This window comes from Mesorhizobium sp. B2-8-1, assembly GCF_006440955.1.
GTDB lineage: Bacteria > Pseudomonadota > Alphaproteobacteria > Rhizobiales > Rhizobiaceae > Mesorhizobium.
On record NZ_VFTX01000002.1, the window covers coordinates 372,338 to 396,745 of the forward strand.

Genomic DNA, 24,408 nt, shown 5'->3' on the forward strand with positions numbered 1-24,408 from the left:
CATGAACATGGCGCGCTATTCGGCGTTTTCGATTTTCCGCAATGCCCTTTCCGGCCAGAAGAACTGGCGGCGCGCCTGGCGCGCGGCCGAGCCGAAGCCCGCCTATGACGTGATCGTCGTCGGTGGCGGCGGGCATGGCCTTGCGACGGCTTTCTACCTCGCCGAGAACCACGGCATCCGCAATGTCGCCGTTCTGGAAAAGGGCTATGTCGGCGGCGGCAATGTCGGCCGCAACACCACCGTCATCCGCTCCAACTACCTGCTTGACGGCAACACCCAGTTCTACGAATTCTCGGTCAAGCTGTGGGAAGGCTTGTCGCGGGCGCTGAACTTCAACGTGATGTTTTCGCAGCGCGGCCAGATCGTCACTGCCCATTCGGCCGATCAACTCGACACATTCAGCCATCGCACCAACATCATGCGTCTGAACGGCATCGACGCCGACATACTCGACCGCGACGCTGTGCGCCGGCTGGTACCCTATCTCGATTTCTCCGAAACCGCGCGATTTCCGATCCATGGTGCGATCTTGCAAGGCCGCGCAGGCACCGCCCGCCATGATGCCGTCGCCTGGGGCTATGCGCGCGCTGCCGACGGCCACGGGGTCGACATCATCCAGAATTGCGAGGTGACCGGCTTTGTCCGCAACGGCGAAAGGATCGTCGGCGTCGAGACCAGCAAGGGCCGCATCGACGCCGGCAAGGTCGGCCTCGCCGTCGCAGGCCATACTTCGCTCCTTGCCGCCAAGGCCGGCCTGGAACTGCCGATCGAAAGCCACGTGCTCCAGGCTTTCGTCACCGAGCCGCTCAAGCCGCTGGTAGATCACGTCGTCGCTTATGGCGCAGACCATTTCTATGTCAGCCAGTCCGACAAGGGCGGGCTGGTCTTCGGCGGCAATCTCGACGGCTACAATTCCTACGCCCAGCGCGGCAATCTCGGCGTCGTGCGCGAAGTGGCGGAGGCGGCGATAGCCCTGATGCCCTGCATCTCGCGTGTCAGGCTGCTGCGCCATTGGGGCGGCGTCATGGACATGACGCCGGACGCCAGTCCGATCATCTGCCCGACCCCGATAGAAGGGCTCTATCTCAATGGCGGCTGGTGCTATGGCGGCTTCAAGGCGACGCCGGCCTCCGGCTGGTGCTTTGCCCATATGCTGGCCACCGGCAAGCCGCATCCGCTGACCGCCGCCTACACGCTCGACCGTTTCCGGACCGGCCACACGCTCGACGAGGCCGGCGCAGGCCCCTCGGCCTGGCTGCAATAGAGAACGAGAGAAATGCTTCGCATCGATTGCCCATGCTGCGGCCCGCGCGACCATGACGAGTTCCGCTATGGCGGCGACGCTTCCGCGGTGCGTCCGGCGCATGACGATCCCGATCCGGAGGCGTGGTATCGCTATGTCTACGTGCGCAAGAACCCGGCGGGACCGCACCGTGAATTCTGGCAGCACGTGACCGGCTGCCGGCAATGGCTGGTCATCGAGCGCGACACGAGGAACCACGCTATCGCATCGGTCGGCTTCGCCAGGAAAATGCCAGCATGAAAATGATTGGAAATCGTCTGGCCGCCGGCGGCCGCATCGACCGCACGCAGCCGCTCCGCTTCACATTCGACGGCCGCGAGCTGGGCGGCTATCGAGGCGATACGCTTGCTTCCGCGCTGCTTGCCAATCGGCTCATGCTGACAGGCCGCAGCTTCAAATACCATCGGCCGCGCGGCATCTTCTCGGCCGGCCCGGAAGAACCCAACGCGCTGGTTACGCTCGGAAGCGGTGGACGGCGCGAACCGAACCTTCCGGCCACGACACTGGAACTGGCTGAAGGTATGACTGCCGAAAGCCAGAATCGCTGGCCGTCCCTTGCCTTCGACGTGCAGAGCGTCAACGGCCTGTTTGCGCCCCTTCTTTCCGCCGGCTTCTACTACAAGACCTTCATGGGTCCGACCCGCCGCGCCTGGATGTTCTACGAGCATTTCATCCGTAAAGCCGCGGGATTGGGCCGGGCCGGCACCGAACCCGATCCCGACCGTTACGAGACCCGGCATGCATTTGCCGATGTTGCAGTCGTCGGCGGCGGCCCTGCCGGCCTGTCGGCGGCGCGCGCCGCGGCAGCCAGCGGCGCCAGGGTCGTCCTCGTCGAACAGGACTTTCTGCTCGGTGGCCAACTTCTTGCCGAGCGCACCGATGGCAAGGCGGCAGCCTGGCTGACAAAGATCGAGGCGGAGCTTGCAGGCCAGCCCAACGTCACCCTGATGCGCAAGACAATGGCGTTCGGTACCTATGATGGCAACACGCTGGGGCTGATCGAGAGGCATGACGGCCAGGTCGCGCAAGGCGCTGCTCGGCAGGTTTTCATCGTGCTTCGCGCCGGCTCGATCATCTTTGCCGCCGGTGCTATCGAACGGCCGCTGGTGTTCTCCAACAACGACCGGCCAGGCATCATGCTGGCGTCCGCCGCCCGGACCTATCTCAACCGCTTCGCCGTGCTGCCGGGGAAGAATATCCTCGTGGCCACGATGAACGACGGCGCCTATCGCGCTGCTTTCGACCTCGCCGCCGCCGGCGCGCAGGTGACGGTCGCGGATCAGCGCGGCGCTCCGCCCGCCGGTCTGGCGGCGGAAGCCGGACGCCTGAACGTAGAGATCCGCTCCGGAACCCGGATCGCCGATCTGCGCGGCAGCCATGCGGTGAAGGCCGTACGGCTTGCCGGCCCGAGCGCCAAATCGGAAATCGCCTGCGATTTCGTCTGCGTCTCCGGCGGCTGGTCGCCGACGGTGCATCTCACCTCGCATCTTGGCGTCAGGCCCGTCTATCGCGACGACATCGACGGCTTCGTTCCGGGCGGCTTTCCGGCAGGCCAGTTCGGCGCCGGCGCGATGATGGGGCGCTTCTCGACCGCCGACGCGATCGAGGACGGCCACCGCGCCGGCGTCGAAGCGGCATGCTTCTGTGGAAAACCGGCGGCCATGCCGGCGCCGGATGAACTCGATCTCGAAGGGGCCCCGGCCGCTCCCTTTCGTGCGATCTCTTCCGCGGGGCGCAGCAAGGCCTTCGTCGATCTACAGATGGATGTGACCACCAAGGACATCGAGCTCGCCCATCGCGAGGGCTATGAATCGGTCGAACACCTGAAGCGCTACACCACGCTCGGCATGGGGACCGACCAGGGCAAAACCAGCAATTTCGCAGCACTTTCCGCCATGGCGGCGCTGCGCCGGGCAACGATCCCGCAAACCGGAACCACGACCTTCCGCCCGCCCTACGCGGCGCTCGCGATCGGCGCGCTGGCCGGCCGTGCCGTCGGTCATCATTTCAAGCCGGTCCGCCGCACGCCGATGCACGACTGGCACCTGGCAAACGGTGCCGAGATGCTCGAGGTCGGCCTCTGGATGCGTCCGTATTTCTATCGCGATGCCGGACGCGACGTGAATGAAGCCTATGTCGCGGAGATGCGGGCCGTACGCGGCGGCGCCGGGCTGATGGACATTTCCACCCTCGGCAAGATCGACGTGCAGGGACCGGACGCGGCCATCTTCCTCGACCGCGTCTACGCCAATGGTTTCGCCAAGCTTCCCGTTGGCCGCGCGCGCTACGGCGTCATGCTGCGCGACGACGGCATCGTCTTCGACGACGGCACCACCACGCGCTTGTCGCAAAATCGCTTCTTCATGACCACCTCTACCGCCAAGGCCGCCGACGTCTTGTCGCGGCTGGAATTTCTGCTCGACACCGCCTGGCCGGATTTGCGTGTCGCGGTCTCATCGGTAAGCGACGAGTGGGCGGCGATGTCGATCGCCGGGCCACGAAGCCGCGATGTCCTTGCCGCCGCCTTTCCCGCGCTCGATGTCTCCAACGAGACGCTGCCGCATATGGGCGTCATCGAAGCCGGGTTCGACGGACGGGCCCTGCGCGTTATTCGCCTCAGCTATTCCGGCGAGCGCGCCTACGAGATCTATGTCGGCGCCAGCGCCGGCAAACAGGCCTGGAGCCGTCTCATCGAAGCAGGCGCGCCGTTCGGCCTCAAGCCCTATGGCGTCGAGGCGCTTGGTGCGCTGCGCGTCGAAAAGGGCCATGTCGCCGGGCCCGAGATCGATGGCCGCACCACGCTCGACGATCTCGGCCTCGGCCGCATGGTTGGCAAACGCAGCGGATTCGTCGGCGACGTCCTCCGACGCCGCCCGGCGTTTCAGGCGCCCGACCGCCAGCGCCTCATCGGGCTGGAATGCATCGAGGACGGCAAGCGGCTGCGCGGAGGCGCCATATTGTTCCTGCCTGGCGATGCCGTCACCGGCCACGGGCGCGGCCGGATCACGTCGGTCACCTTCAGCCCGGAACTCGGCCACTATGTCGGACTGGCGCTGTTCGCCGGCAATGCCCCGGCCGAAGGAGACGAGATCACCGCGGTCTACCCGATGCGGACAGAGACGGTTCGCGCCCGCGTCGTGCCCTCCGTCTTCCTCGATCCCAAGGGAGAGCGCATGCATGGTTGAACCTGTGCTGTCGAAGGACTTCAACCTGTGGGCCTCCGATTGCCCGATCGTTCAGATCGAGGGCTGGGAAGAAACGCTGACAAGATTCGAAACGAGCGTCTCGCAGGCCTTGGGCGCGACGCTTCCTGCCGACGTCGGCGAGACGGTTCGGCATGCTGGCGCCCTCATCGTCAGGATCGCGCCCCGCCGTCTTTGGCTGATCGTCGAGACAGGTGCGGAACCGCCGGCCATTGCGATCGATCCTGAATTGGGCTGCTCGGTTCTGCTCGGCGAAGGCCGGGTGCGATTCAGGATGGAGGGTGCGCGTCTTCAGGACATTCTCTCTGCCTGCATGCCGGTCGACTGGTCGTCCGCCGCTTCGGCTCCCGGCCGTGCCGTACAGACGTCCGTCCATCACGTGCCGGCGCTCTATCTGCGAACGGGCGAGAGCAGCTGCGACCTGATCGTGCCGCGAAGCTTCGCCCGCAGCCTTGCCGACTGGATTGCCGCCGCGCGTTAAAGCAACCCCAGGAAAAGTGCGTAACGTTTTTCCGCTCGCGATTGCGTAAGGAAAAAGCTGGACCTGTCCGGCGATCCTGTCGGCCGCTAAACCGGCAGGACTCACCGCGCGCATACCTTTTGCACGACGCTCGATACAGTCGTCCGCATCGGCGAAGGTCTCGGCATCACTGGTGGAGGCCGACACGCCACGGCAGCGCGCCGGCCTCCGCCTTGGTTAGCGGCTCAGTTGTGGCGGATTTCCGTGCCGAGCACTTTCAGGCACTCACGGATGAAGGCGGCCAGCGCCGTCCATCCCTTGGCCGACACCATCGTACCATCGACATAGGCTTCCGTCGGCGAGAGGTCGATATAGGTACCGCCCGCGAGAGTGACTTCCGGCTCGCAGGCGCCCAGCGCCCCGACCTTCTTGCCGCGCACGACGCCGTCGACCGCAATCAGGATCTGCACGCCATGGCAGATCGTGAAGATCGGCTTCTTGGTCTCGTGAAAGTGTCGAACGATCGTCTGCACCCGCTTGTCGGTGCGGATGTATTCCGGTCCGCGTCCGCCCGCGCAGTAGACCGCGTGGTACTGGTCGAGCTGCTTTTCCGCATCCGAGAACGTCTTGTTGATCAGCGCGTAGTGCCCGAGCTTTTCGGTGTAGGTCTGGTCCCCTTCGAAATCGTGCAGCGAGGTCTTGATCAGGTCGCCCGCATTCTTGTCGGGGCAGACGACATGGACCGTGTGACCAACGGCTTCCATCGCTTGCTGGTAAACGAAAATCTCGTATTCCTCGGTGAACTCACCGGTCAGCATCAATATCTTCTTGCCTGGCATAGCTCTTCCTCTCTGTTGTTGGCATGCAAGGCGCATCACGCGCCTTGCCTCATTCGGATGCGGGCCTCAGAATGGGGAGTCGGGGAAGTAATATTCCTTGGCGTTGGCCTGGGTTATGAGCGGGGCGTCGAGTTTGACGGCACCGCGAACCGGAGCCTGGCCGATCAAGTTGGCCACGGTCATGTAGATAGCGGTCTTGATCATCGCCGGCGGATACGGCGTCTCGACCGGTGTCATCGCATCCCCGTCTATCACCTTCTTCACGATGTCCTTCATGCCGTTGCCGCCGAGCGCTAGCTTGATATCGGTTCGGCCGGACTGCTTGACGGCCTCGAGCACACCGAGAAGCATGTCGTCGTCATTGGCCCAGACCGCATCGATGTGCGGGTGCTTGGCCAGGTAATCCTGCATGAGCTTGAAGGCCTCGTCGCTGTTCCAGTGGGCATACTGCATGTCGAGCACCTTCAGGCCGGTGCCCTTGATGGTATCCTCGAAGCCCTTGATGCGCTCGTCGTCGATGACGGTGGGAATGCCGCGCAGCACGACGACGTCACCTTTGCCGCCCAGTTTGTCGATCATGAACTTCGCCGTGTTGGTGCCAACCGCGATGTTGTCGCCGGCAAGATACAGGTCCTGGATGGAAGGGTCGGTCAATCCCCTGTCGACGACGGTGATGAACGTACCCATCTCCTTGATGGCTTTCACCGGCTGGGTCAGTTCCTCGGAGGTGTAGGGCAGTATCACCAGCGCATCCAGCTTGCGGCTGGCCGACAGATCCTCCAGCGCGCTTACCTGGTCGGCCGCCGAGGGCGACGTCTTCACGACGACTTCGACATCCGGGAAGGCCGCGTTGATTTCCTTTGCGGCGGCCTGCGCGTGATAGACGATGCCGGCCGTCCAGCCATGATCCGCCGCCGGGATCGACACCGCGACCACCTTCTTGTCGGCTGCAAGCGCCTGGCCGGCCACCATCAGTGCGCCGACTGCCGCAACGGCAACCCATTTCCTGCTAAACATAAATACCTCCCAGAGATATGGACCACACAACAGGCGCCCGTCCGGTCCGAAGACGAGCTATTTCGAAAATCTTTGCACGAGCATGGCGATGATGATGATGACGCCCTGCACCGCGGCGACGAGGTATTCGGAAACGAAATCCGACAACACCATCAGGTTGGCGATCAGCTCCAGGATCACCGCACCGGCGATGGTGCCCCAGATGCGGCCCTTGCCGCCCCGCAGCGCCGTTCCGCCAATGACAACGGCCGTTATCACCTGCAGCTCCCAAAGCTGTCCGGTGGTCGGGGTGGCGGCTCCCAGACGAGGCACGTAACAGATGGCGGCGACCGCCACGCATGCACCCTGGATGACATAGGCAATGGTGCGCGTCTTGACGACCGAGATGCCCGAATAGCGGGCGACGTCCTCGTTCGCGCCCACCGCCGCGCATTTGCGGCCATATTTGGTCTTGTAGAGGACAAATGCGCCGACCACCGCAACGAGCGCCGACAGAAGGATCGGCACCGGAATGCCCGCGACGGCGCCGAAATAGACCGGCCGGTACGCGTCCCGCAGCGAGCGATCGATCGGGATCGTGCCGCCGTCGGTCATGTAGGTGATCAGTGCGCGGAAGATACCCATTGTGCCGAGCGTGGCGATGAACGGCTCGATCCTTCCGACCGTGACGATGAGACCGTTCGCGAGGCCGCATAGAAGCCCCGCGACGACTGCTATCACCATGCCTGCCGGGATGGCCCAAAGGCCGAGGCTGGGGGCCATCATGTTCATGAACATGATCGTGACGCCGGCGATGAAGGCGACCATCGAGCCGACCGAAAGGTCGAGCCCGCCTGATGAGATCACGAATGTGGCGCCGACGGCTATGATGGCGACATAAGCGCTGCGCGTGATCACGTTGCCTAGGTTTGTCGCGGAAAGAAAATCCGGATTGATGAGGAATCCCGCCACCAGCAGTGCGAACAATGCGAGGAAAGGGCCGGCATCCGTCCACGAGAAATGGTGCTGCCTGTCGCTTCGGGCAGACATGGAATGGGTAAGCGCCGTCACTGTCTTCCTCCTTGGGCCGTGCCATGGCCTTTGTCACTGGTCGCCAGCAGCGCGATGTTGCTTTCGATCATCGTTTCGCCCGAGACCTCGCCGCTGATCCTGCCTTCGCGCATGACCAGGACGCGGTCGCAGATGCCGACCAGTTCCTGCATCTCCGACGAGATGACGATGCAGGCTTTGCCTTGGCCCACGAGTTCCTGGATGAAGGCGTAGATCTGCGCCTTGTTGGCGATGTCGATCCCGCGCGTCGGCTCATCGATGATCACGACCGAAGGATTGGTCAGGAGCACCTTGGCCAGCAGAAGTTTCTGCTGGTTTCCGCCCGAAAGCTGCCCTGCCCTGGCGTTGTGGCTCTTCACCCGGATGTCGTAGCTGGAGACGGCCCGGGCGAGCGCCTCGGATTCGCGACCGCGCAGAACCAGCAGTCCCGGATGCAGAAGGTCAAGCGACGAGAGAGTCAGGTTCGGCGCCAGCCGCTCCTGCAAAAGCAGGCCCTTGCCCTTGCGATCTTCCGTCAGATAGCCGATGCCCGCCTCTATGGCCTCGCGCTGCGAACGTATCTGTATCGGCGACCCGTTGAGCTCGATCGTAGCCGTCGCCGGCCTAAGCCCCACAATGCCTTCGAACAACTCGGTTCGCCCCGCCCCGATCATTCCGGCGAAGCCAAGAATCTCGCCTTTGTGAACGGTAAAGGACACGTCCCGTGCATAACCCGGAACAGTCGCGTTTCTGACGGTCAGCATGGGCCGGCTCGTCTGGACCTCGCGCTTGTGAGGATAAAGCGCGGCGAGTTCGCGCCCGACCATAAGCTGCGCCATGTCGGCCTGGCTCAACGCATGGCCGGGATAGGTGCCGATCATCTTGCCGTCGCGCAGGACCGTGACCTTGTCCGCCAGCCGCTGCACCTCGTCGAGGCGGTGGCTGATGTAGAGAACGGCGATGCCCCGCGCCCTGAGCCCGAAGATGATGGCGAGCAAACGCTCGACCTCCCCACCGGTCAGCACCGCTGTCGGCTCATCGAAGATGACGACCCTGTGGTCGTCGAGCAACGCGCGGGCGATTTGCACGAGCTGGCGATCCGCCAGCGAAATGTCTCGGACCAGCGCGGTCGGCGACACCTCGCAACCGATCTCGGCCAGTTTCGCGGCCGCTATGCGGCGCATGGCGCCATCATCGACGATTCCGCGCCTGGAGAGCTCGCGGCCGAGAAAGAGATTGTCAGTCACCGTGAGCGCTTCGGCCAGGAGGATTTCCTGATGCACCAGCGCGATGCCTGCCGCCTGCGCCTGGTGAGGTGTCCTGAAACTCACGCGGTCACCGGCCATGGACAGGCTGCCGGCGGTTGGCTCGATGTAACCGGAAAGCAAGCGCATGAACGTCGACTTGCCGGCGCCATTCTCGCCGATGACGGCATGGATCTCGCCAGGGAAAATATCCAGCGTGATGTCCGACAACACGGTCACCGGGCCGTATTGTTTGCAAAGCCCTTCCGCGCGCAGCACCGGAGCCACAGCCGGTGTGGGCTCCGGCGGCAAAGCGGTGACGCTTCCGTCGATGCGAGTGGCAACTGACATCGCGGCCTACTCGAATGCAGGCAGGAGCCTGTCCCGCGAATTCTCTATGTGCACGCGCATCGCCTTTTCGGCGGCAACCGGATCGCTGGCCGCGAAAGCGGCGAGGATGGCTTCGTGCTCGTCGAGCGCCTCCTCGGTGACCCGCGAGTGATACATCAGGCGGAAAATGTGGAAGTGGGTGTGCTGGTGGTTCAGCGTTTCGCGGATGAGCTCGTTCTGCGCGAACTCCATGACCTTGTCGTGGAAGATAGCATCCTGGCGGGCGAAGTTCGAATAACGCAGGCGTTCGTCCTTGCCCACCCGCCTGGCCATCACGCCAGCCGCCTCCTGCAAAATCATCAGCCGGGCTTCATCGAGCGCAGCGGCTGTCTTGGCGGCGGCTGCGGGTTCGAGCAGCAGGCGCAGTTCATAGAGTTCGTCGAAACGGCGCCGTGTGATCTGGGGCGCGGCCCGGTACCCGATAAGATGGGTTTTCACCACCAGGCCCTCGCCTTCCAGCCGCCCAAGAGCTTCGCGGATGGGCGTATGCGAGACGTTGAACTCCTTGACGAGGTTATCGACGGTGATCCGCGATCCCGGAGCTATCTTCAGCGACATCAGCTGCTGGAAGATCGCCTCGTAGACGTCGCCCGACAGGCTGTTGGCGCGCTGGATGCGGCCCGCCAACCGAGCGTCATTGTCGACGGTAAGGTCTGGATTCTGCATGTTTTGCCTCTTGACAGGAGCGACCTCTAACACGATGCTCCGCGCAATTCAATCCTATATCCTATACGATTTTATAGAGGATATTTAATGAGGCAGGAAAACTCGACGGCTCCGGCCCGTGCCTTGCCCGAACCACGCCACGCACGCTGGGCAAGCGATGATCTCCGATCCCCCGCTCGCCAATCCATATTCGAAGGACACAGTTCATGACGCTATTTGCAGCAGCCCGGTTGCCGCATGAGATTCTTTTCGGCAAAGGCCAGCGCCACGCGCTGCCTGATATTGCCGCCAAATATGGCCGGCGCGCATTCATCTGCACGGATGAGCGTTTCGCCGGGACGCCAATGTTCGCGCAGATCAGCGCGGCACTGAGAGCAGGCTCGATCGAAACGCTCGTGTACGATCGCATCCTCCCGGATGTTCCTCGTGACAGCGTTGCCGTCTGTGCCGCCCATGCGAAGGACTTCAAGCCGGACATGGTGATCGGGATCGGTGGGGGCAGTTGCCTGGACATGGCCAAAAGCGCCGCGCTGCTGATCAGTCACGGCGGGTCGCTTCAGGACTACTACGGGGAGTTCAAGGTGCCCGGCCCCACGCTTCCGGTAATCGCGGTCCCGACCACCGCCGGCACCGGTTCGGAAGTGACGCCGGTGGCGGTGATCTCCGATCCGGAGCGGACGCTTAAGGTCGGCATTTCCAGTCCCCATCTCATTGCCGCGGTCGCGCTCTGCGATCCGGAACTCACCGCGACATGCCCGCCCTCCCTCACGGCAATCGCCGGAGCCGACGCGCTCACCCACGCGATCGAAGCCTTTACGTCCGCCAAACGCGGCGCCGATCCGCACTTGCCGCAGCGGCATGTCTTCGTCGGCAAGAGCGCCCTGACCGATCATTTCGCGCTGCTGGCCATCCAGCTCCTGGGCCGCAGTCTCGAAAAGGCGTACAGGGACGGCTCGGACGAAGACGCACGCGCCGATGTCATGATGGGAGCGCTGGCGGCCGGCTGCGCTTTCGGCACGGCCGGAACGGCGGCTGCCCACGCCGTGCAATATCCCGTCGGCGCGCTTACCCACACGCCGCACGGATTGGGCGTGGCGACGATGCTTCCCTACGTGATGAGCTACAATCTGCCCGCCGCGACCGACGAAATAGCGGCGGTCGGCGCCGCTCTGGGGGTGACGGAGACAAAGAGCGCCGAGGCGACCGCGCGCGCCACCATCGATGAGGTGGCCCGGCTGTTCGCGGCGATCGGCATCACCCGCACGCTGGCCGATCTGGGTCTTCCACACGACAAGATCGACTGGACCGCCGAGCAGGCGCTCGGCATCGATCGGCTGATCAAGAACAACCCTCGTCCTTTCGACATCGCCGCGATGCGGCGGCTGGTGAGGGCTGCCTATGACGGCGACATGGCCGCAAGCTCAGTCTGACCAGAGGTGATGAGATGAATATACCCCAAGGGCAATTCAACGAAGATCCGGACATGTTCGACTACACCACATTCTCGCACGGCCTCTATATCGACGGACACTGGCGACGGTCTTCCGACGGTCGTCTCATTGAGGTGATCGATCCTTCCACGGAGGCCGTGATTGCGGCTGTCCCGGACGCCACGATTGCCGATGCCGCCGCTGCCGTCGAGGCGGCTGCGAAGGCGGCGGCAGGCTGGCGCGCAACCGCGCCGCGCAAGCGTTCGGAAATACTGCGGCGTTGTTTCGAATTGATGGTCGAACGGTCCGATACGCTGGCGGCGCTGATCTCGCTGGAGAACGGCAAGGCGCTGCGCGACGCGCGCGGCGAGGTCGCCTATGCGGCTGAATTCTTCCGCTGGAATGCCGAGGAAGCGGTGCGCATCAGCGGCGAGTTCGGCCTGGCGCCGTCAGGCGCCAACCGGATCGTCGTTGATTATCATCCGATCGGCATCTGCGTGCTCATAACGCCCTGGAATTTCCCCGCCGCCATGGCGACACGCAAGATCGCGCCGGCGCTGGCCGCCGGCTGCACCGTCATTCTGAAGCCCGCCAGCGAGACGCCCCTGACCGCCTACGCGCTCGCCGCGCTGTACGAGGAGGCGGGTGTGCCTCCCGGCGTCGTCAATGTGCTCACCACTTCGAACCCCGGACCAGTGACCTCCGCCATGCTCGCCGACCCGCGCGTCCGGAAGCTATCCTTCACCGGTTCGACCGGCGTGGGTCGTGTTCTGCTGGCCGAAGCCGCCAAGCACGTCATCTCATGCTCGATGGAACTCGGCGGCAACGCCCCGTTCATCGTCTTCGATGACGCCGATTTGGACGCGGCCCTCGACGGCGCGATGGTCGCCAAGATGCGAAACGCCGGCGAGGCCTGCACGGCAGCCAACCGCATCTACGCGCAGGCCGGCATCCATGACGCTTTTGCCGAAGGTCTGCGCCAACGCATGGCCGCGCTCAAGCTCGGTTCAGGCACCGACCCGGACACCGAATGCGGTCCGATGATTACCAGGAAGGCCGTCGACAAGATCGATCGGCTGGTCAAGGACGCGGTCGCCCGTGGGGCCAGGATCCTGTGCGGCGGCGCGGTCGCCGACGACAAGGGCTATTTCTATCCGCCGACCGTCCTTCGGGACGTGCCCGCCAATGCCGAGATGGCGCAGGAGGAGATATTCGGTCCGGTGGCCCCGATCAGCCGCTTCGAGAACGAGGACGAAGTCATCGCGCGCGCCAACGACACGGAATACGGCCTTGCCGCCTACATCTACACGCGTGATCTGGCCAGGGGCATGCACGTGGCATCGAAGATCGAAACGGGCATGGTCGCGCTCAATCGCGGCCTGATGTCGGATCCGGCGGCACCTTTCGGCGGCGTCAAGCAGAGCGGCCTTGGCCGCGAAGGCGGACAGAAGCACGGCATTGCCGAGTTCATGGAGGCGAAGTACATCGCCGTGACCATGTGAACGGGCACCCCATGCAGAATGATCCTTTCCGCATCCGCGACCACGTCGCCGAGTTCGACGACATCGTCGCCGAGATCGTTCGTCGCAGCACGGAGGTGCGCGCAACAATACCGATGGTTGCCGACATCGCCTATGGAGCGGATGCCACCGAGACCATCGACCTGTTCTTTCCGGAGGGCAAACGCGACCGCCTGCCGGTCCATGTGTTCATCCATGGCGGCTACTGGCGCATGTTCTCCAAGCGCGACTATTCCTATGTCGCCGAGACGGTGACGCGCGCCGGCGCAATCGCGGTCATCGTCGATTATGCGCTGATGCCGGCTGTGAGGATGGCCACGATCGTCGACCAGGTGCGGCGCGCCAAAAGCTGGGTGCTCGACCATATCGGCGATCACGGCGGCGATACCGAGCGCCTGACCGTGAGCGGACATTCAGCCGGCGCCCAACTTGCGACGATGCTTTTCAATGACGACGGCCGGACTTCGACAATCAAAGGCGCGTTGCTGCTTGGCGGTCTCTACGACCTGAAGCCCCTTCAGACCTCTTTCCTTGCCGCCGAGATCGCGATAACGGACGAGGACGCAGCCAGGTTCTCGCCGCTCACCCGCCGTTTCGATCCGTCGGTGTCGGTCGAGATCGCTGTCGGCACCGATGAAACGCCGCCATTCCACAGCCAGGCCGAGGCGTTTACGCGGCATCTGAAGGAGCAGGGACTACAGGTCTCGCAGACCGCCCTTCCTGGAGCCAATCACATGAGCAGCGTTCTCGACCTCGGCTTGGCCGGCACCGAGGCGGCAACCATGCTGACAAACCTGGTTTCCGGCTGAGGCCATTGGCGTTCCGTCAAAAGCTGGCACTTTCAGCTGTCACCCGCGTCCCGAGCGCTTTACCTGTCTCCATCGGATCTGCTCTCACCGCGCGGGGTTGGAAACGATCGCTCATGCGATGCCAGCGCCAGCTGGCTGAGCATGACGAATTGACGGACATCCACCGGCCGCGCAACGAGGTCGTCGAGCTTCCCGAACAGCGGCATCAGATGTGGCATGGAGAGGTGCCTGTCGAGATCGTCCTTCGAACGCCAGTTCTCGTAAAACATGAATACGCAGGGGTCAGCCGGGTCGACATGGAAGTCGTAGTTGATGCAGCCCTCCTCGGCACGTGTCGGTTCGACGAGGCCCGACAGGATTCTTTGCAGTTCATCGCGGGTTTCGGGTTTGGCAACCACGGTGCCGATGACCGTATAGGGAACCGTCATCTCATTTCCTCCCCTGGCTGAGTGCAACGGCAAGGATGATGATGGCGCCGCGCGCGATTAGCTGCTGGCTGAACTCCAACCCCATCAGAATCAGGCCGTTATTGATGAGGCCGATCATCAGCGCGCCGACAATTGTCCCGATCACCGTGCCGGAGCCGCCGAACAGGCTGGTGCCGCCAAGCACCGCCGCGGCTATCACCGACAGTTCGTCGCCTTGGCCGAGTTGGAAGCGCCCCGATTGCAGCCGGCCGGCGTAAAGCATTCCGGCCAGCGCCGCCGCCATGGCCGAGATGGTAAGCACGCGGAACTTGACCGACTTGGTGTCGATGCCGGAATAACGCGCCGCGATCTCGCCGCCGCCGGTGGCCAGCACGCGGCGGCCAAAGCTCGTTCGCCTCAAAACGACGTGGCCGACGGCTCCCAGCACCAGCATCCAGATCAGCAGCACCGGCACCGGCCCGACATTGCCGCCGCCGAAGATCCAGGAGTAGCTCTTCGAGATGATCGGCACCGCAGCCGTATCGCTGATCCACATTGCGGTGCCGGTAGCGATGCCCATCATAGCCAACGTGGTAAGGAAGGATGGAATTCCGACCCGCGTCGTCAACAGGCCGTTGAAGGTGCCGACGACGACGCCTGTGGCGAGCCCCGCCATCACACCGGTGATCGGTCCGCCGGCGTCGATCGCCATCGCCGTCGTCACCGAGGCGAGACCCGCGACGGCACCAACGGACAGGTCGATCTCGCCTGCCGACAGAACATAGGTCATGGCGATCGCCATCACCGCGATCATCGCCGTCTGCCGCACGATGTTGAGCAGGTTGTTGAGGTTGAGGAAGCCCTTGTCGAACAACGTTATCGCGAAAATGATGAAGATGACGACGAAACCGATGTAGATGATGTTCTGCCGCCAGTTGGTGAGCCCAAGCCTCGCTGCCAGCGAGGACTGGGACGCGGCAGCCTGACTAGTGGACATGTATTCCTCCCTGGCTCTTGCTCAGCGCTTTCTGGATGACGATCTGCAGCTTGCGCTCGGCCGCCTGGAGTCGCGCAACCGGATCGTTCTTTGGCGCCGAGGGATCGTCGAGATCGGCGCGGCTGACATCGTTCACGACGCGCCCCTCGGAGACGACGATGATACGGTCGCAGGCCGACAGCATCTCGGACAGCTCCGACGAGATCATGATGATTGCCTTGCCGGCGTTGGCGAGCTGGCGAACCAGCAGGATGATTTCCGACTTCGAACCGATATCGATGCCGGAGGTCGGCTCGTCGAGGACCAGGATCTCCGGATTCCTCGAAAGCCATTTGCCGATGACGACCTTCTGCTGGTTGCCGCCCGAAAGTGTGCGCACCGGGCTGTCGCGCGATGCAGTCTTGATCCGCAGCTGGGCGATCTGGCGATCAGTCAGCTCGCGCATCTTTTTCGTCGACACAAAGGCCTTGCTGCTCAACTGGTCGAGCACGGCGAGCGTCATGTTGGAGGCGACCGAATGCTCCGCGATGACGCCCTGCCGTAGCCGATCCTCCGGCACCAGCGCCACACCGGCCTCGATGGCGTCACTTGGTCTGGCGATCGCCACCGGCTCGCCGGCAATGCGGATCTCGCCTTCGACGATCGGATCTATGCCGGCGATGACGCGCGCGATCGCCGACCGCCCGGAGCCCAGCAGCCCGGCTAGGCCGACCACTTCGCCGCTGTGGACGACGAAGCTGACGTTCTTCGGTTTCTCCACCCCTGAAACACCGTCGAGCTCAAGCAGCGGCGCCCCGACATTCGATTCGCCGCGTACCACGTCGGACAGACCACGCGAGCGTTTGCCGACAATATGCTCAATCATCGTTTCGATCGGCAGTTCCGACATCGGCGCGGTGATGACGTTGCGGCCATCGCGCAAGATCGTGGCGCGGTCGGCGATGCGGGCTATCTCGTCCATGCGGTGCGAGACATAGATGATGGCGACGCCTTCCGATCTCAGTTTGCGCAGGAAGGCAAACAGCCGCTCGACATCGGATACCGCCAGCGCCGTCGACGGTTCATCCAGGACCAGCACTTTCGCATTCTGCGAGATCGCCTTGACGATCTCCGTCAACTGCCGTTGGCCGGCGCCGAGATTGCCGACCGTCGCTTTCGGATCGACCTCGACCTGCAGCATGTCGAACAGGTCCTTGGCGCGCTTTTCGGCGGTGCGATCGTCGATCAGGCCGAACGCGACCTTGGCTTCGCGGGTCAGGAAAACATTCTGCGCCACGGTCAGCGTGGGGATGAGGCTCATTTCCTGGAAGATCATGGCGATGCCCGCCCGCCTTGAAGCTTCGGGCGAGATTTCGGCGAGTGGCTTGCCATCGACTAGAATGGTACCGGTGTCCGGCACATGAACGCCGTTCAACACTTTCAGGATGGTCGACTTACCGGCACCATTGCCACCGAGCAATGCGTGGATTTCGCCTTTCTCTACCCGCAGGTCGACATCGACCAGCGCCTTGACGCCGCCGAAGGATTTGGTGACGCCTTTCATTTCCACCGCATGAACAGGCGCCGCGATTGTCATGGTCGGACCTTGGTCCACTGGCCGGATTGGCCGGATTCGATCAGCGCGTCGGCCACCCGCTCGGTCTTGTAGCCATCCTCGAAATTGGGCAAGGGCTGCTTGCCCGAAACAATAGCCGAGAAGAAATCGAAACACTCCACGATCTTGGTTTCGGAATAGCCGATGCCGAGCGCCGGGATTGGCCACAGACCCGACCCATAGGGGTGCGCCGGACCGGAATAGACGGACCTGAAGCCGCGTGCATCCGCAGGATCATCGGCAAACATCACCTGCAATTCGTCGCGCCGTTCGTAGTTGAAAGCAATGGAGCCTTTGGTGCCGTGGATCTCGAAAGTGATGAAATTGTTGCGGCCATAGGCGTTGCGGGTCGCCTCCAGCGAACCGATCGCGCCGTCGGCGAATTTCAGCAGCGTCATCACCTCGTCGTCGACGTCGACCTCAGCCCGCTCGGTATCGGTATTCCTCTCTGCCGCGCCGAGCCTGTCGAGATTGCCGCGTTGGATCGGTCGCGTTTTGTTGTAGGTGCGCACCAACGCGCTGACCTCGGCGATCTCGCCGACCAGATAACGGGCAAGGTCGACGACATGGGTGCCGATGTCGCCGATCGAGCCGGACCCGGCGATCTTCCTCTGAAAGCGCCAGGACAGAGGCGAATCCGGATCGGCCGACCAGTCCTGCAGATAGGTGCCGCGGAAGTTGAGAATCTTACCGATGCGGCCTTCCTCTATGTACTGGCGGGCAAGCGCCACTGCCGGCGTGCGACGATAGTTGAAGGCAACCATGTGGATGACGCCGGCTTTGTTCACCGCGTCGAGCATGGTCTTTGCCTCGTCGCCGCCGCGCGCCAGCGGCTTTTCGCAGATGATGTGCTTGCCGGCTTCAGCGGCCGCGATCGCGATCGCGGCATGGCTGTCGTTCGGGGTGACGATGTCAATGACGTCGATGTCGGATCGCGTCACCACCGAACGCCAGTCAGCGGATGATTCCTCGAATCCGTAGCGACGGCGGCCTTCGTCGGCCAGTGCCTCGGTGATGTCGACCACCACCTTGCGCACGGGGATGGCGGGGGCGGGCCAGAAGAACATCGGCATCGTCGCATAAGCGAGCGCATGGGCTTTACCCATAAAGCCGCCGCCGATCATCGCCACGTTGAGCGTCTTGGTCATGATGGTCTCCTGTCGAATTGAGAAGAGGTGCGGCCGGCTGGGAGTGCGCCGGCCGCAGGGCGCGCTACATGCTGCCCTTGATCTTGTCGGTCGCCTCGGCGTGATAGACGGCTTTCCAACCCTCGAGCAGCGTGTCCTTGGTGACGGGCAGCGCCGGCAAGGCGACGAAGGCCGGAGCCTCCTTGCCGAGCAGACCGTAGCCTGCGAGCAGGGCTTCGGTGACGCCCTGGTCAAACGGACGCTGGGCGCCCAGGCCCTTCACGAAGCCCCCGCCCGCCATATTGATTGCGACGTTCTCGCCGAGGTCGCAGGTGGTGATGACAAGGTCGTCGCGACCAGCGGTGCGGGCCGCCGAGATGACGCCTTCGGCCGGCACGTCCCACACCGCCCAGATGCCGTTGATGGCAGGGTTGGAAGTGAGGATGGCCGATGCCGCCTTTTCGGCGTCGCCGGTGAAGTCCGGGCCGCCAATGCCTTGTTCGGCGACAATCTTGATATCGGGGTAGTTGTCGGCGATCGTCTTCTTAAAGCCATCATAACGCTGTTTGGTGACAAAGAAGTCGGCGGCGTGGAAGACCAGACCAATGTCGCCCTTGCCCCCCAGCGCCTTGGCCATCAGATGCGCTGCGGCGACGCCGTTGCCATAATTGTCGGCCGAGACTACGGAGACGTAATCCTTGCCCGCGACGAAGCCGGCCGGCACGTTGTCCATGAACACCAGCTTCACGCCCTTATCGGCAACTGCCCTGTACGCGGACGCCGTCGCCGACGGGTCGGTGGGGATCGAAACGATGATCTTGGGGTTCTGGGCCATCACAGTTTCGAGGTCGGCGACCTGCTTTTCCGGCTTGAATCCGGCATCGGTCGTGGCGATCACCTCGATGCCCATCTTGCCAAACTGGTCTTTGAGGCCGGCGATCTGCGCGCGTGACCAGTCATTGCCGCCATAGTGCATGACGATCGCCGCCGTCGCCTTCATGTCCTTGATCTTGGCCAGTTCCTCCTGCGTCAGATTGACGGACGCCGCCGACGCTGGAGCTTCGCCGTTCGGCCCCTTGGAGAGCACTGTCTTCTGCAGTTCGGCGAGTGCTGAATCGGGGTCGGCGAAAGCGGGAGCTGCGGTATAGAGGCTGGCGGCCAGCAATGCCGCCGTGAACGTCCCGGCTATTGTGTTGAAACGTGTCATTTGGGTCTCCTCCCTGATGACAGGCTTGGTACCTGTCGGTTCAACTCTGCTTCAAAGCGCTCTTCAGATATTTCATGCTGAGTTCCGCCCCTTGCTTGGGGTCTGGCCAGGCATCCAGCTCGGTTGCGATCCAGCCGGAAAATCCGGTGTCCTCGAGCGCCTGGATGATCGGCTCCATATCAAGGTCGCCGCGGTCGAGCGGCGTGAAGGCGAAGGGATCGCGCTGCCAGCCCTTCAAATGCACATAGCTGATGCGCTTGCTGAATTCGCGAATCTGCGCGGCCGGATCACCGCCAGCGGCTGCCAGATGCGCGGTGTCCGGACAGAAATCGATCGCGGTATGTTTGAAAATCTCGCGAACTTCGTCGGGACCTTCGACGATGGTCGACAGATGCGGGTGATAGTGCGCGCGCAAGCCCGCCTTGGCTGCGATGTCGATGACCTTGTCGAGCGCCGCGCCGAGGCGCTTGAAATCATCTGGCTGCCGGCCTTTGGCTCGCTTGGCGCCACCGCCGACGACCAGATGCTCGCCGCCGAGTTCGGCCACGGCAGCCGCTCCGCGTTCGATCCGCGCCAACTCCTCGCCAAGGATATCGTCGAAGATAAAGTTGGCACCGGAGTAGCCGGCCACGAGCACGACGCCGGACTGGTCCAAGGCAGCGCGCAGCGCGCCATTGCGTCCTTGATAGTCGAGGAGATTGCCGTCGAAGAGTTCTGTTCCGGTATATCCGGCCGATCCAATGTCGCGGATCGCCTGCTCCATGTCACCGAAGGTGCGATAGGTAAGCTGGGTGATCGAAGTGACGCCGACGGCGTTGCCACCGAGCGCACCCCAGCAATTGGCGTGATAGGCCAGTTTCACCGGCATCTCGTATCCTCCCTGCCTGTAGCCGATGCATCACCGCGCGCAGCGCGGGCCGGCATCTTTGGCTGGAGAAGAATTCGGACAACGGACGTGCGACATCCTTCGCCTTCGCGAGGGCTGTCGACGTTAGGAGCCCTCCTCCGAGCCTGGCTGATACTTATGCCCGCCTTTCGCCGCTCGTCAATCATTAAAATGCAAAAGTCGGCATACTTTTGTTTGTAAAATACATAAGTTCCTGCTTGATCCGTAAATGAGGCCACGGTACCCATGGCTAACGGCGTGATGACCCTGAGCCGGCAGCGATAGAGATCGGGAGATGAGCCTCGGCAAGACTATGGACGAGCGCAGCGCCACAGACCCCGTACAGTCGGACCAACCGCGCCGCGCCGCCGGCCGGCCGCGTGCCAGCGAATCCGCGCATGGCAGCCTGGCCACGCTGCTCAACCTTATACGGACCGAGGCGGCAACGACCCGCCAGGAGCTAGAGAACCAGTCGGAACTGGGGCGCGCCGTCGTCACGGATCGTCTCGCCACGCTGCTTCGGCTAGGGCTGATAGAAGAAGGCGAACTCGGCCCGGCGATCGGCGGACGCGCACCACGCCATGTCCGCTTCCGGCCGCGCATTGGCATGATCCTGGCCGCCGTGCTCGATCATTCCTCGCTGGCAGTCGGTGTATCAGACCTGTCCGGCCGCCTGCTGGCCGAACATCACGAAGCGGTGGAACTGGCCGCAGGTCCCGAGCCGGTGGTCCAGCGGCTAGCAACGCTGTTTGCCTGGATGCTGGAAGAGCATGGCAGTGAGGCCAGCATCTGGGGCATCGGGCTGGCGGTGCCCGGAGCCGTTGAGAAATGCGATGATCAGCGGCTGTTCGCGCCGGCGCTGAATGCGTTCCAGAACTGGGATGGATTCCCTTTCGTCGAGCAGTTGGCCACGCTTGTCGGCGCGCCGGTATGGGTGCGAAGCGGCGTCCAGACGATGACGATGGGCGAACTGAAGTCCGGCAGCGGCCTCGCCGACATGATCTTCGTCAAGCTCGGCCGCTCGATCAGCGCCGGCGTGGTTTCGGAGGGAGCGTTGCACCGTGGCGCGCAGGGCGCTGCCGGCATGATCGGTCATACTTTCATCGAGGGCAGAAATCTCGAAGCTGTTGCCGGCAGCGAAGCGCTCGGACGCGAGGCCCGCCAGGCGGCCGAGAGCGGGAGCAGCCCCTATCTGGCCGAGATGCTTGCGCGCGCCGGCGAAGTGACGGTCACCGACGCTGGCCACGGCGCCCAATTGGGCGATCCGTTCTGTATCGACCTTCTCGGGCGTTGCGGCCGTGCGGTCGGCGAGGTACTGGCGCCATTGGCCAATCTGCTGAACCCGTCATTGATCGTACTCGGCGGCAGCGTGGCCCAGACCGGGGACATACTGTTGGCAGCCGTACGCGAGGCGGTCTATCGCCAGTCGCATCCGATCGTCACCCGCGACCTGCGCATCGTCCGTTCGCAGATGGGCGGCTCGGCCGGACTGGTCGGCGCCGCCCAAGTCGTTGCGGAAGCACTGTTCGATGCGAAATTTCTGCAGGGGTGGATTACGCTCGGTTCACCGCGTGAGCATCCGGAATTCAAGGATTTTCTCGCGCGGGCCGCACTCGGAACCAGCGCTCGCCCGGCAAAGCCACGGCCACCGGGAGGAGCGCTTGCATAGCATCGCCAAGTCGGCCGGGCCGCGTGAACCTGGGGAGGGTTGAGGAATGGCGATCACCGGCCTTGGGCCGCATGGCGAACGGGCGGTTCCAGCCGACCAGGTCGGGTTGTCGAATGCCGACGCCGATCTCGCCCGCAACCGGCGCTTCTCGGTCGCCATCGTTCTCCACACCACCAAGAGCGACTGGGCTAAGGAGGAATTGGCCGGGATCGTCACCACGCTTGGCCGCTACGGAGCGGCGGTGGTCGAGGTCGTCGACTGCGGCTTCGACATCGAGCGGCAAATTTCGGAACTGAAACGGCTGGCCGGCGAAGCCGTGGATGCGGTGGTCTCCATTCCAATCGGCAGCAACCGTGCCGCCGACGCGCATCGTGCAATATCGGCGGCCGGAAAGAAGCTGTTGCTGCTCGACAATGCCCCAACCGGCATGCTGCCCGGCAAGGATTACGTCAGCGTTGTTTCCAGCGACAATTTCGGTCTCGGTCAGATCGGCGCAGAACTCCTGGCGCCACATATACCACAGGGCGGAAAGGTCGGCGTTCTGGCCTATGGCATCGATTTCTTCGCGACGCATGAGCGCGAGATTGCTTTCCGAAAATGGATGGCTGCTCGACGTCCCGACCTGACGCTGGTTCGCGGCAAGTTTGCCGACGTGTCGCAAGCGAGAGCCGCGACCGCCGACTTGCTGCAGGCCAATCCGGAGCTCGCCGGACTGTTTGCCGTCTGGGACGTGCCGGCAATCGCTGCCGTCGCGGCGATCCGCGATGCGGGCAAGGCTATTCCGGTGACGACAGTCGACCTCGGCAACGACGTCGCCACGGACCTCGTTGGTGGAGGCCTGATCAAGGGCATCGCCGCGCAACTGCCTCACGATCAGGGCGTTGCTACGGGCATTGCCACAATTCTCGGCCTGCTCGAACGCCAGCCGCCGGCCTGGATCGCGCTTCCCGGGCTCAGTGTCACGGCCAGCAATGTAGTAGAAGCCTATCAAGTCGTCTGGCGCACACCAGCGCCCGCCGCCTTGCTAATGGCGCGCAAGCCACGAAACAGCCTGCCTTGACCGACAATGTCGTCTTCGCGAGGGACCGCGCGGCAAAGAGCAACGGCACGCTGATCACAAGCGGTCCGCGTCTCGTCGGCGCCATCATGGCGTCAAATGTTTGCCTGGGCATCCGCAAGCAGGAGCCCGAGCTTCAGGCGATCCTCAACAAGGCGCTCGGCGAGATGGCCGCGGACGGTACGCTCGCGCAGATGTCGAAGAAGTGGTTTGAAGTGGGCTTGAGCCCGAAGAGCTAAAACAATTCCAGGAAAAGTGTAGAGCGGTCTTCCCGGAAAAGCGTGTAGCGCTTTCCCTGGAGAATTGCATAAAAGTGATAGAGCGCTTCGTCATTTCCATCGAACGATGAACCGCTTTAGGATATCGAGCCGCGCGCCGCTCGGCGCCGCAGCTATTGCGAGGCGGACATTCGGCCGCAGGTTCTGCGAAAACTCAGCTGGATACGGCCGTGATCTGGGCGGCCTTGTCGGCAGGTTCTGCGAAAACTCAGCTGGATACGGCCGTGATCTGGGCGGCCTTGTCGGCGCGCAGCAGCATGCCGAAGAGGTCGCGTGGCTCATCCGGGTCCGCCAGCAGATCGAGCTCCTCGTAGAGGCCGGTGCGCTGAAGCTGGTCGCGGACGTAGCGCAGCGCGGAAAAGTCCTCGATCGCAAAGCCGACGGAATCGAACAAGGTGATCTGGCTGGCATCCCGGCGGCCGGCGGCCTTGCCGGTCATCACTTGCCACAACTCCGTCACGGGATGGTCCGGCTCGAGTTGCTGGACTTCACCCTCGATGCGCGACTGCGGCGGGTATTCGACGAATATGTCGGAGCGCAGCAGAATATCGCGATGCAATTCCGTCTTGCCGGGGCAATCGCCGCCGACGGCATTTATGTGCACGCCCGATCCGACCATGTTGTCCGTCAGGATGGTCGCGGAGCGTTTGTCGGCGGTGACCGTCGTGATGATGTGAGCCCCTTCCACCGCCTCCTGCGCCGAAGCGCAGATCGCGATGTCGAAATCGAACCCCGCAAGGTTTTTCGCGCACTTCAAGGATGCCGACCGATCGATGTCATAGAGGCGAAGCCTGTCGATGCCGAGCAGGGCCTTGAAGGCGATGGCCTGGAATTCCGACTGGGCGCCATTGCCGATGATTGCCATGCAGTCCGCCGCATTGGGAGCAAGGTATTTGGCCGCGACGGCCGACGTCGCCGCCGTGCGCAACGCGGTCAGGATGGTCATTTCCGAAAGCAGCATCGGATAGCCATTGCCGACATCGGCCATCACGCCGAACGCCGTCACGGTCTGGCGCCCGTCGCGCGTGTTTTTTGGATGACCGTTGACATACTTGAAGCCGTAGAGCTGTCCGTCGCTCGTAGGCATCAGTTCGATGACGCCGTCGATGCTGTGCGAAGCGATGCGCGGGGTCTTGTCGAACAATTCCCAGCGTCGGAAATCCTCTTCGATATAGGCAGCGAGATCGATGAGAAAGCGATCGATGCCGACGGCAAGAACCAGCTTCATCATGTGATCGACGCTGACGAAGGGCACGATGTTCAGACGGGGGGTCAC

Annotated in this window: 22 protein-coding genes; 10 read left to right on the forward strand and 12 right to left on the reverse strand. The window is 63.3% G+C overall.

The genetic code is table 11. The features are described from left to right. Positions 1–7: 7 nt before the first annotated feature. Genes FJ428_RS06110 through FJ428_RS06125 form a run of 4 tightly spaced genes read left to right on the forward strand, consistent with a single transcriptional unit; the run spans position 8 to position 4,987 of the window. Entirely contained in the window at positions 8–1,264 is a 1,257-nt protein-coding gene (locus FJ428_RS06110; protein WP_140879079.1) for a sarcosine oxidase subunit beta family protein, read from the forward strand. Positions 1,265–1,276: 12 nt separating this feature from the next. Then, a complete protein-coding gene (locus FJ428_RS06115; protein ID WP_140565575.1) occupies positions 1,277–1,543 on the forward strand; it encodes a sarcosine oxidase subunit delta in 267 nt (88 codons plus the stop codon). Beyond that, on the forward strand, positions 1,540–4,488 hold the full coding sequence (locus tag FJ428_RS06120; RefSeq protein WP_318012485.1) for a sarcosine oxidase subunit alpha family protein: 2,949 nt from the start codon (positions 1,540–1,542) through the stop codon (positions 4,486–4,488). The genes FJ428_RS06115 and FJ428_RS06120 overlap by 4 nt, the downstream gene beginning before the upstream one ends. Then, positions 4,481–4,987 (forward strand): sarcosine oxidase subunit gamma family protein, encoded by a 507-nt coding sequence (locus FJ428_RS06125; protein ID WP_224519039.1) that lies wholly within the window; start codon positions 4,481–4,483, stop codon positions 4,985–4,987. The genes FJ428_RS06120 and FJ428_RS06125 overlap by 8 nt, the downstream gene beginning before the upstream one ends. A gap of 224 nt (positions 4,988–5,211) precedes the next feature. On the opposite strand, the gene FJ428_RS06130 is transcribed toward FJ428_RS06125, so the two are convergent. The 5 genes from FJ428_RS06130 to FJ428_RS06150 form a co-directional block, all read right to left on the reverse strand. Next, positions 5,212–5,805 carry a DJ-1/PfpI family protein gene (locus tag FJ428_RS06130; protein ID WP_140499290.1) on the reverse strand — a complete coding sequence of 198 codons (594 nt, stop codon included), beginning with the start codon at positions 5,803–5,805 and terminating at the stop codon, positions 5,212–5,214. A 66-nt stretch (positions 5,806–5,871) separates the two neighbouring features. Then, a complete protein-coding gene (locus tag FJ428_RS06135; protein ID WP_140499292.1) occupies positions 5,872–6,822 on the reverse strand; it encodes a substrate-binding domain-containing protein in 951 nt (316 codons plus the stop codon). A gap of 57 nt (positions 6,823–6,879) precedes the next feature. Further along, positions 6,880–7,851: an ABC transporter permease gene (locus FJ428_RS06140; RefSeq protein ID WP_140499447.1), complete on the reverse strand. Its 972-nt coding sequence runs from the start codon at positions 7,849–7,851 to the stop codon at positions 6,880–6,882. 17 nt (positions 7,852–7,868) lie between these two features. Beyond that, on the reverse strand, positions 7,869–9,446 hold the full coding sequence (locus tag FJ428_RS06145) for a sugar ABC transporter ATP-binding protein (protein WP_140517367.1): 1,578 nt from the start codon (positions 9,444–9,446) through the stop codon (positions 7,869–7,871). A 6-nt stretch (positions 9,447–9,452) separates the two neighbouring features. Further along, entirely contained in the window at positions 9,453–10,151 is a 699-nt protein-coding gene (locus FJ428_RS06150; protein ID WP_140663514.1) for a GntR family transcriptional regulator, read from the reverse strand. A gap of 206 nt (positions 10,152–10,357) precedes the next feature. Between FJ428_RS06150 and FJ428_RS06155 the strand changes: the two genes are divergently transcribed. From FJ428_RS06155 to FJ428_RS06165, 3 genes are read left to right on the forward strand one after another with little or no spacing between them, the layout of a single operon-like run. After that, positions 10,358–11,581 carry an iron-containing alcohol dehydrogenase gene (locus FJ428_RS06155; protein WP_140663512.1) on the forward strand — a complete coding sequence of 408 codons (1,224 nt, stop codon included), beginning with the start codon at positions 10,358–10,360 and terminating at the stop codon, positions 11,579–11,581. A 14-nt stretch (positions 11,582–11,595) separates the two neighbouring features. Further along, entirely contained in the window at positions 11,596–13,083 is a 1,488-nt protein-coding gene (locus FJ428_RS06160; protein WP_140879080.1) for an NAD-dependent succinate-semialdehyde dehydrogenase, read from the forward strand. An 11-nt stretch (positions 13,084–13,094) separates the two neighbouring features. Continuing rightward, on the forward strand, positions 13,095–13,910 hold the full coding sequence (locus FJ428_RS06165; protein WP_140499302.1) for an alpha/beta hydrolase: 816 nt from the start codon (positions 13,095–13,097) through the stop codon (positions 13,908–13,910). 59 nt (positions 13,911–13,969) lie between these two features. On the opposite strand, the gene FJ428_RS06170 is transcribed toward FJ428_RS06165, so the two are convergent. The 6 genes from FJ428_RS06170 to FJ428_RS06195 all read right to left on the reverse strand — a co-directional run bounded on the left by FJ428_RS06170 (position 13,970) and on the right by FJ428_RS06195 (position 20,110). After that, the gene (locus FJ428_RS06170) at positions 13,970–14,338 is read right to left on the reverse strand and encodes a putative quinol monooxygenase (RefSeq protein WP_140499304.1); all 369 of its coding nucleotides are present in this window, start codon (positions 14,336–14,338) and stop codon (positions 13,970–13,972) included. 1 nt (position 14,339) lies between these two features. Continuing rightward, entirely contained in the window at positions 14,340–15,314 is a 975-nt protein-coding gene (locus FJ428_RS06175) for an ABC transporter permease (RefSeq protein ID WP_140879081.1), read from the reverse strand. Next, positions 15,304–16,890: a sugar ABC transporter ATP-binding protein gene (locus tag FJ428_RS06180; protein ID WP_224519040.1), complete on the reverse strand. Its 1,587-nt coding sequence runs from the start codon at positions 16,888–16,890 to the stop codon at positions 15,304–15,306. Before FJ428_RS06180 ends, FJ428_RS06175 begins: the two co-directional genes overlap by 11 nt. After that, positions 16,887–18,056 carry a Gfo/Idh/MocA family oxidoreductase gene (locus tag FJ428_RS06185; protein ID WP_140556250.1) on the reverse strand — a complete coding sequence of 390 codons (1,170 nt, stop codon included), beginning with the start codon at positions 18,054–18,056 and terminating at the stop codon, positions 16,887–16,889. The genes FJ428_RS06180 and FJ428_RS06185 overlap by 4 nt, the downstream gene beginning before the upstream one ends. Before the next feature lie 64 nt (positions 18,057–18,120). Next, positions 18,121–19,242, reverse strand: coding sequence for a substrate-binding domain-containing protein (locus tag FJ428_RS06190; protein ID WP_140499310.1), 1,122 nt, complete (start codon positions 19,240–19,242; stop codon positions 18,121–18,123). Between the two features lie 40 nt (positions 19,243–19,282). Next, complete coding sequence (locus FJ428_RS06195; RefSeq protein WP_140499312.1) at positions 19,283–20,110, reverse strand: sugar phosphate isomerase/epimerase family protein; 828 nt, start codon at positions 20,108–20,110, stop codon at positions 19,283–19,285. A gap of 313 nt (positions 20,111–20,423) precedes the next feature. Here FJ428_RS06195 and FJ428_RS06200 point away from each other — a divergent pair, with 313 nt between their 5' ends. Genes FJ428_RS06200 through FJ428_RS06210 form a run of 3 tightly spaced genes read left to right on the forward strand, consistent with a single transcriptional unit; the run spans position 20,424 to position 23,093 of the window. After that, on the forward strand, positions 20,424–21,797 hold the full coding sequence (locus tag FJ428_RS06200; RefSeq protein WP_224519041.1) for an ROK family protein: 1,374 nt from the start codon (positions 20,424–20,426) through the stop codon (positions 21,795–21,797). Positions 21,798–21,843: 46 nt separating this feature from the next. Beyond that, the gene (locus tag FJ428_RS06205) at positions 21,844–22,857 is read left to right on the forward strand and encodes a substrate-binding domain-containing protein (RefSeq protein WP_140499314.1); all 1,014 of its coding nucleotides are present in this window, start codon (positions 21,844–21,846) and stop codon (positions 22,855–22,857) included. After that, on the forward strand, positions 22,854–23,093 hold the full coding sequence (locus FJ428_RS06210) for a transporter substrate-binding domain-containing protein (RefSeq protein ID WP_181167255.1): 240 nt from the start codon (positions 22,854–22,856) through the stop codon (positions 23,091–23,093). The genes FJ428_RS06205 and FJ428_RS06210 overlap by 4 nt, the downstream gene beginning before the upstream one ends. A 247-nt stretch (positions 23,094–23,340) precedes the next feature. Here FJ428_RS06210 and FJ428_RS06215 read toward each other — a convergent pair whose 3' ends face one another. Continuing rightward, positions 23,341–24,408 carry an ornithine cyclodeaminase gene (locus FJ428_RS06215; RefSeq protein WP_140521345.1) on the reverse strand — a complete coding sequence of 356 codons (1,068 nt, stop codon included), beginning with the start codon at positions 24,406–24,408 and terminating at the stop codon, positions 23,341–23,343.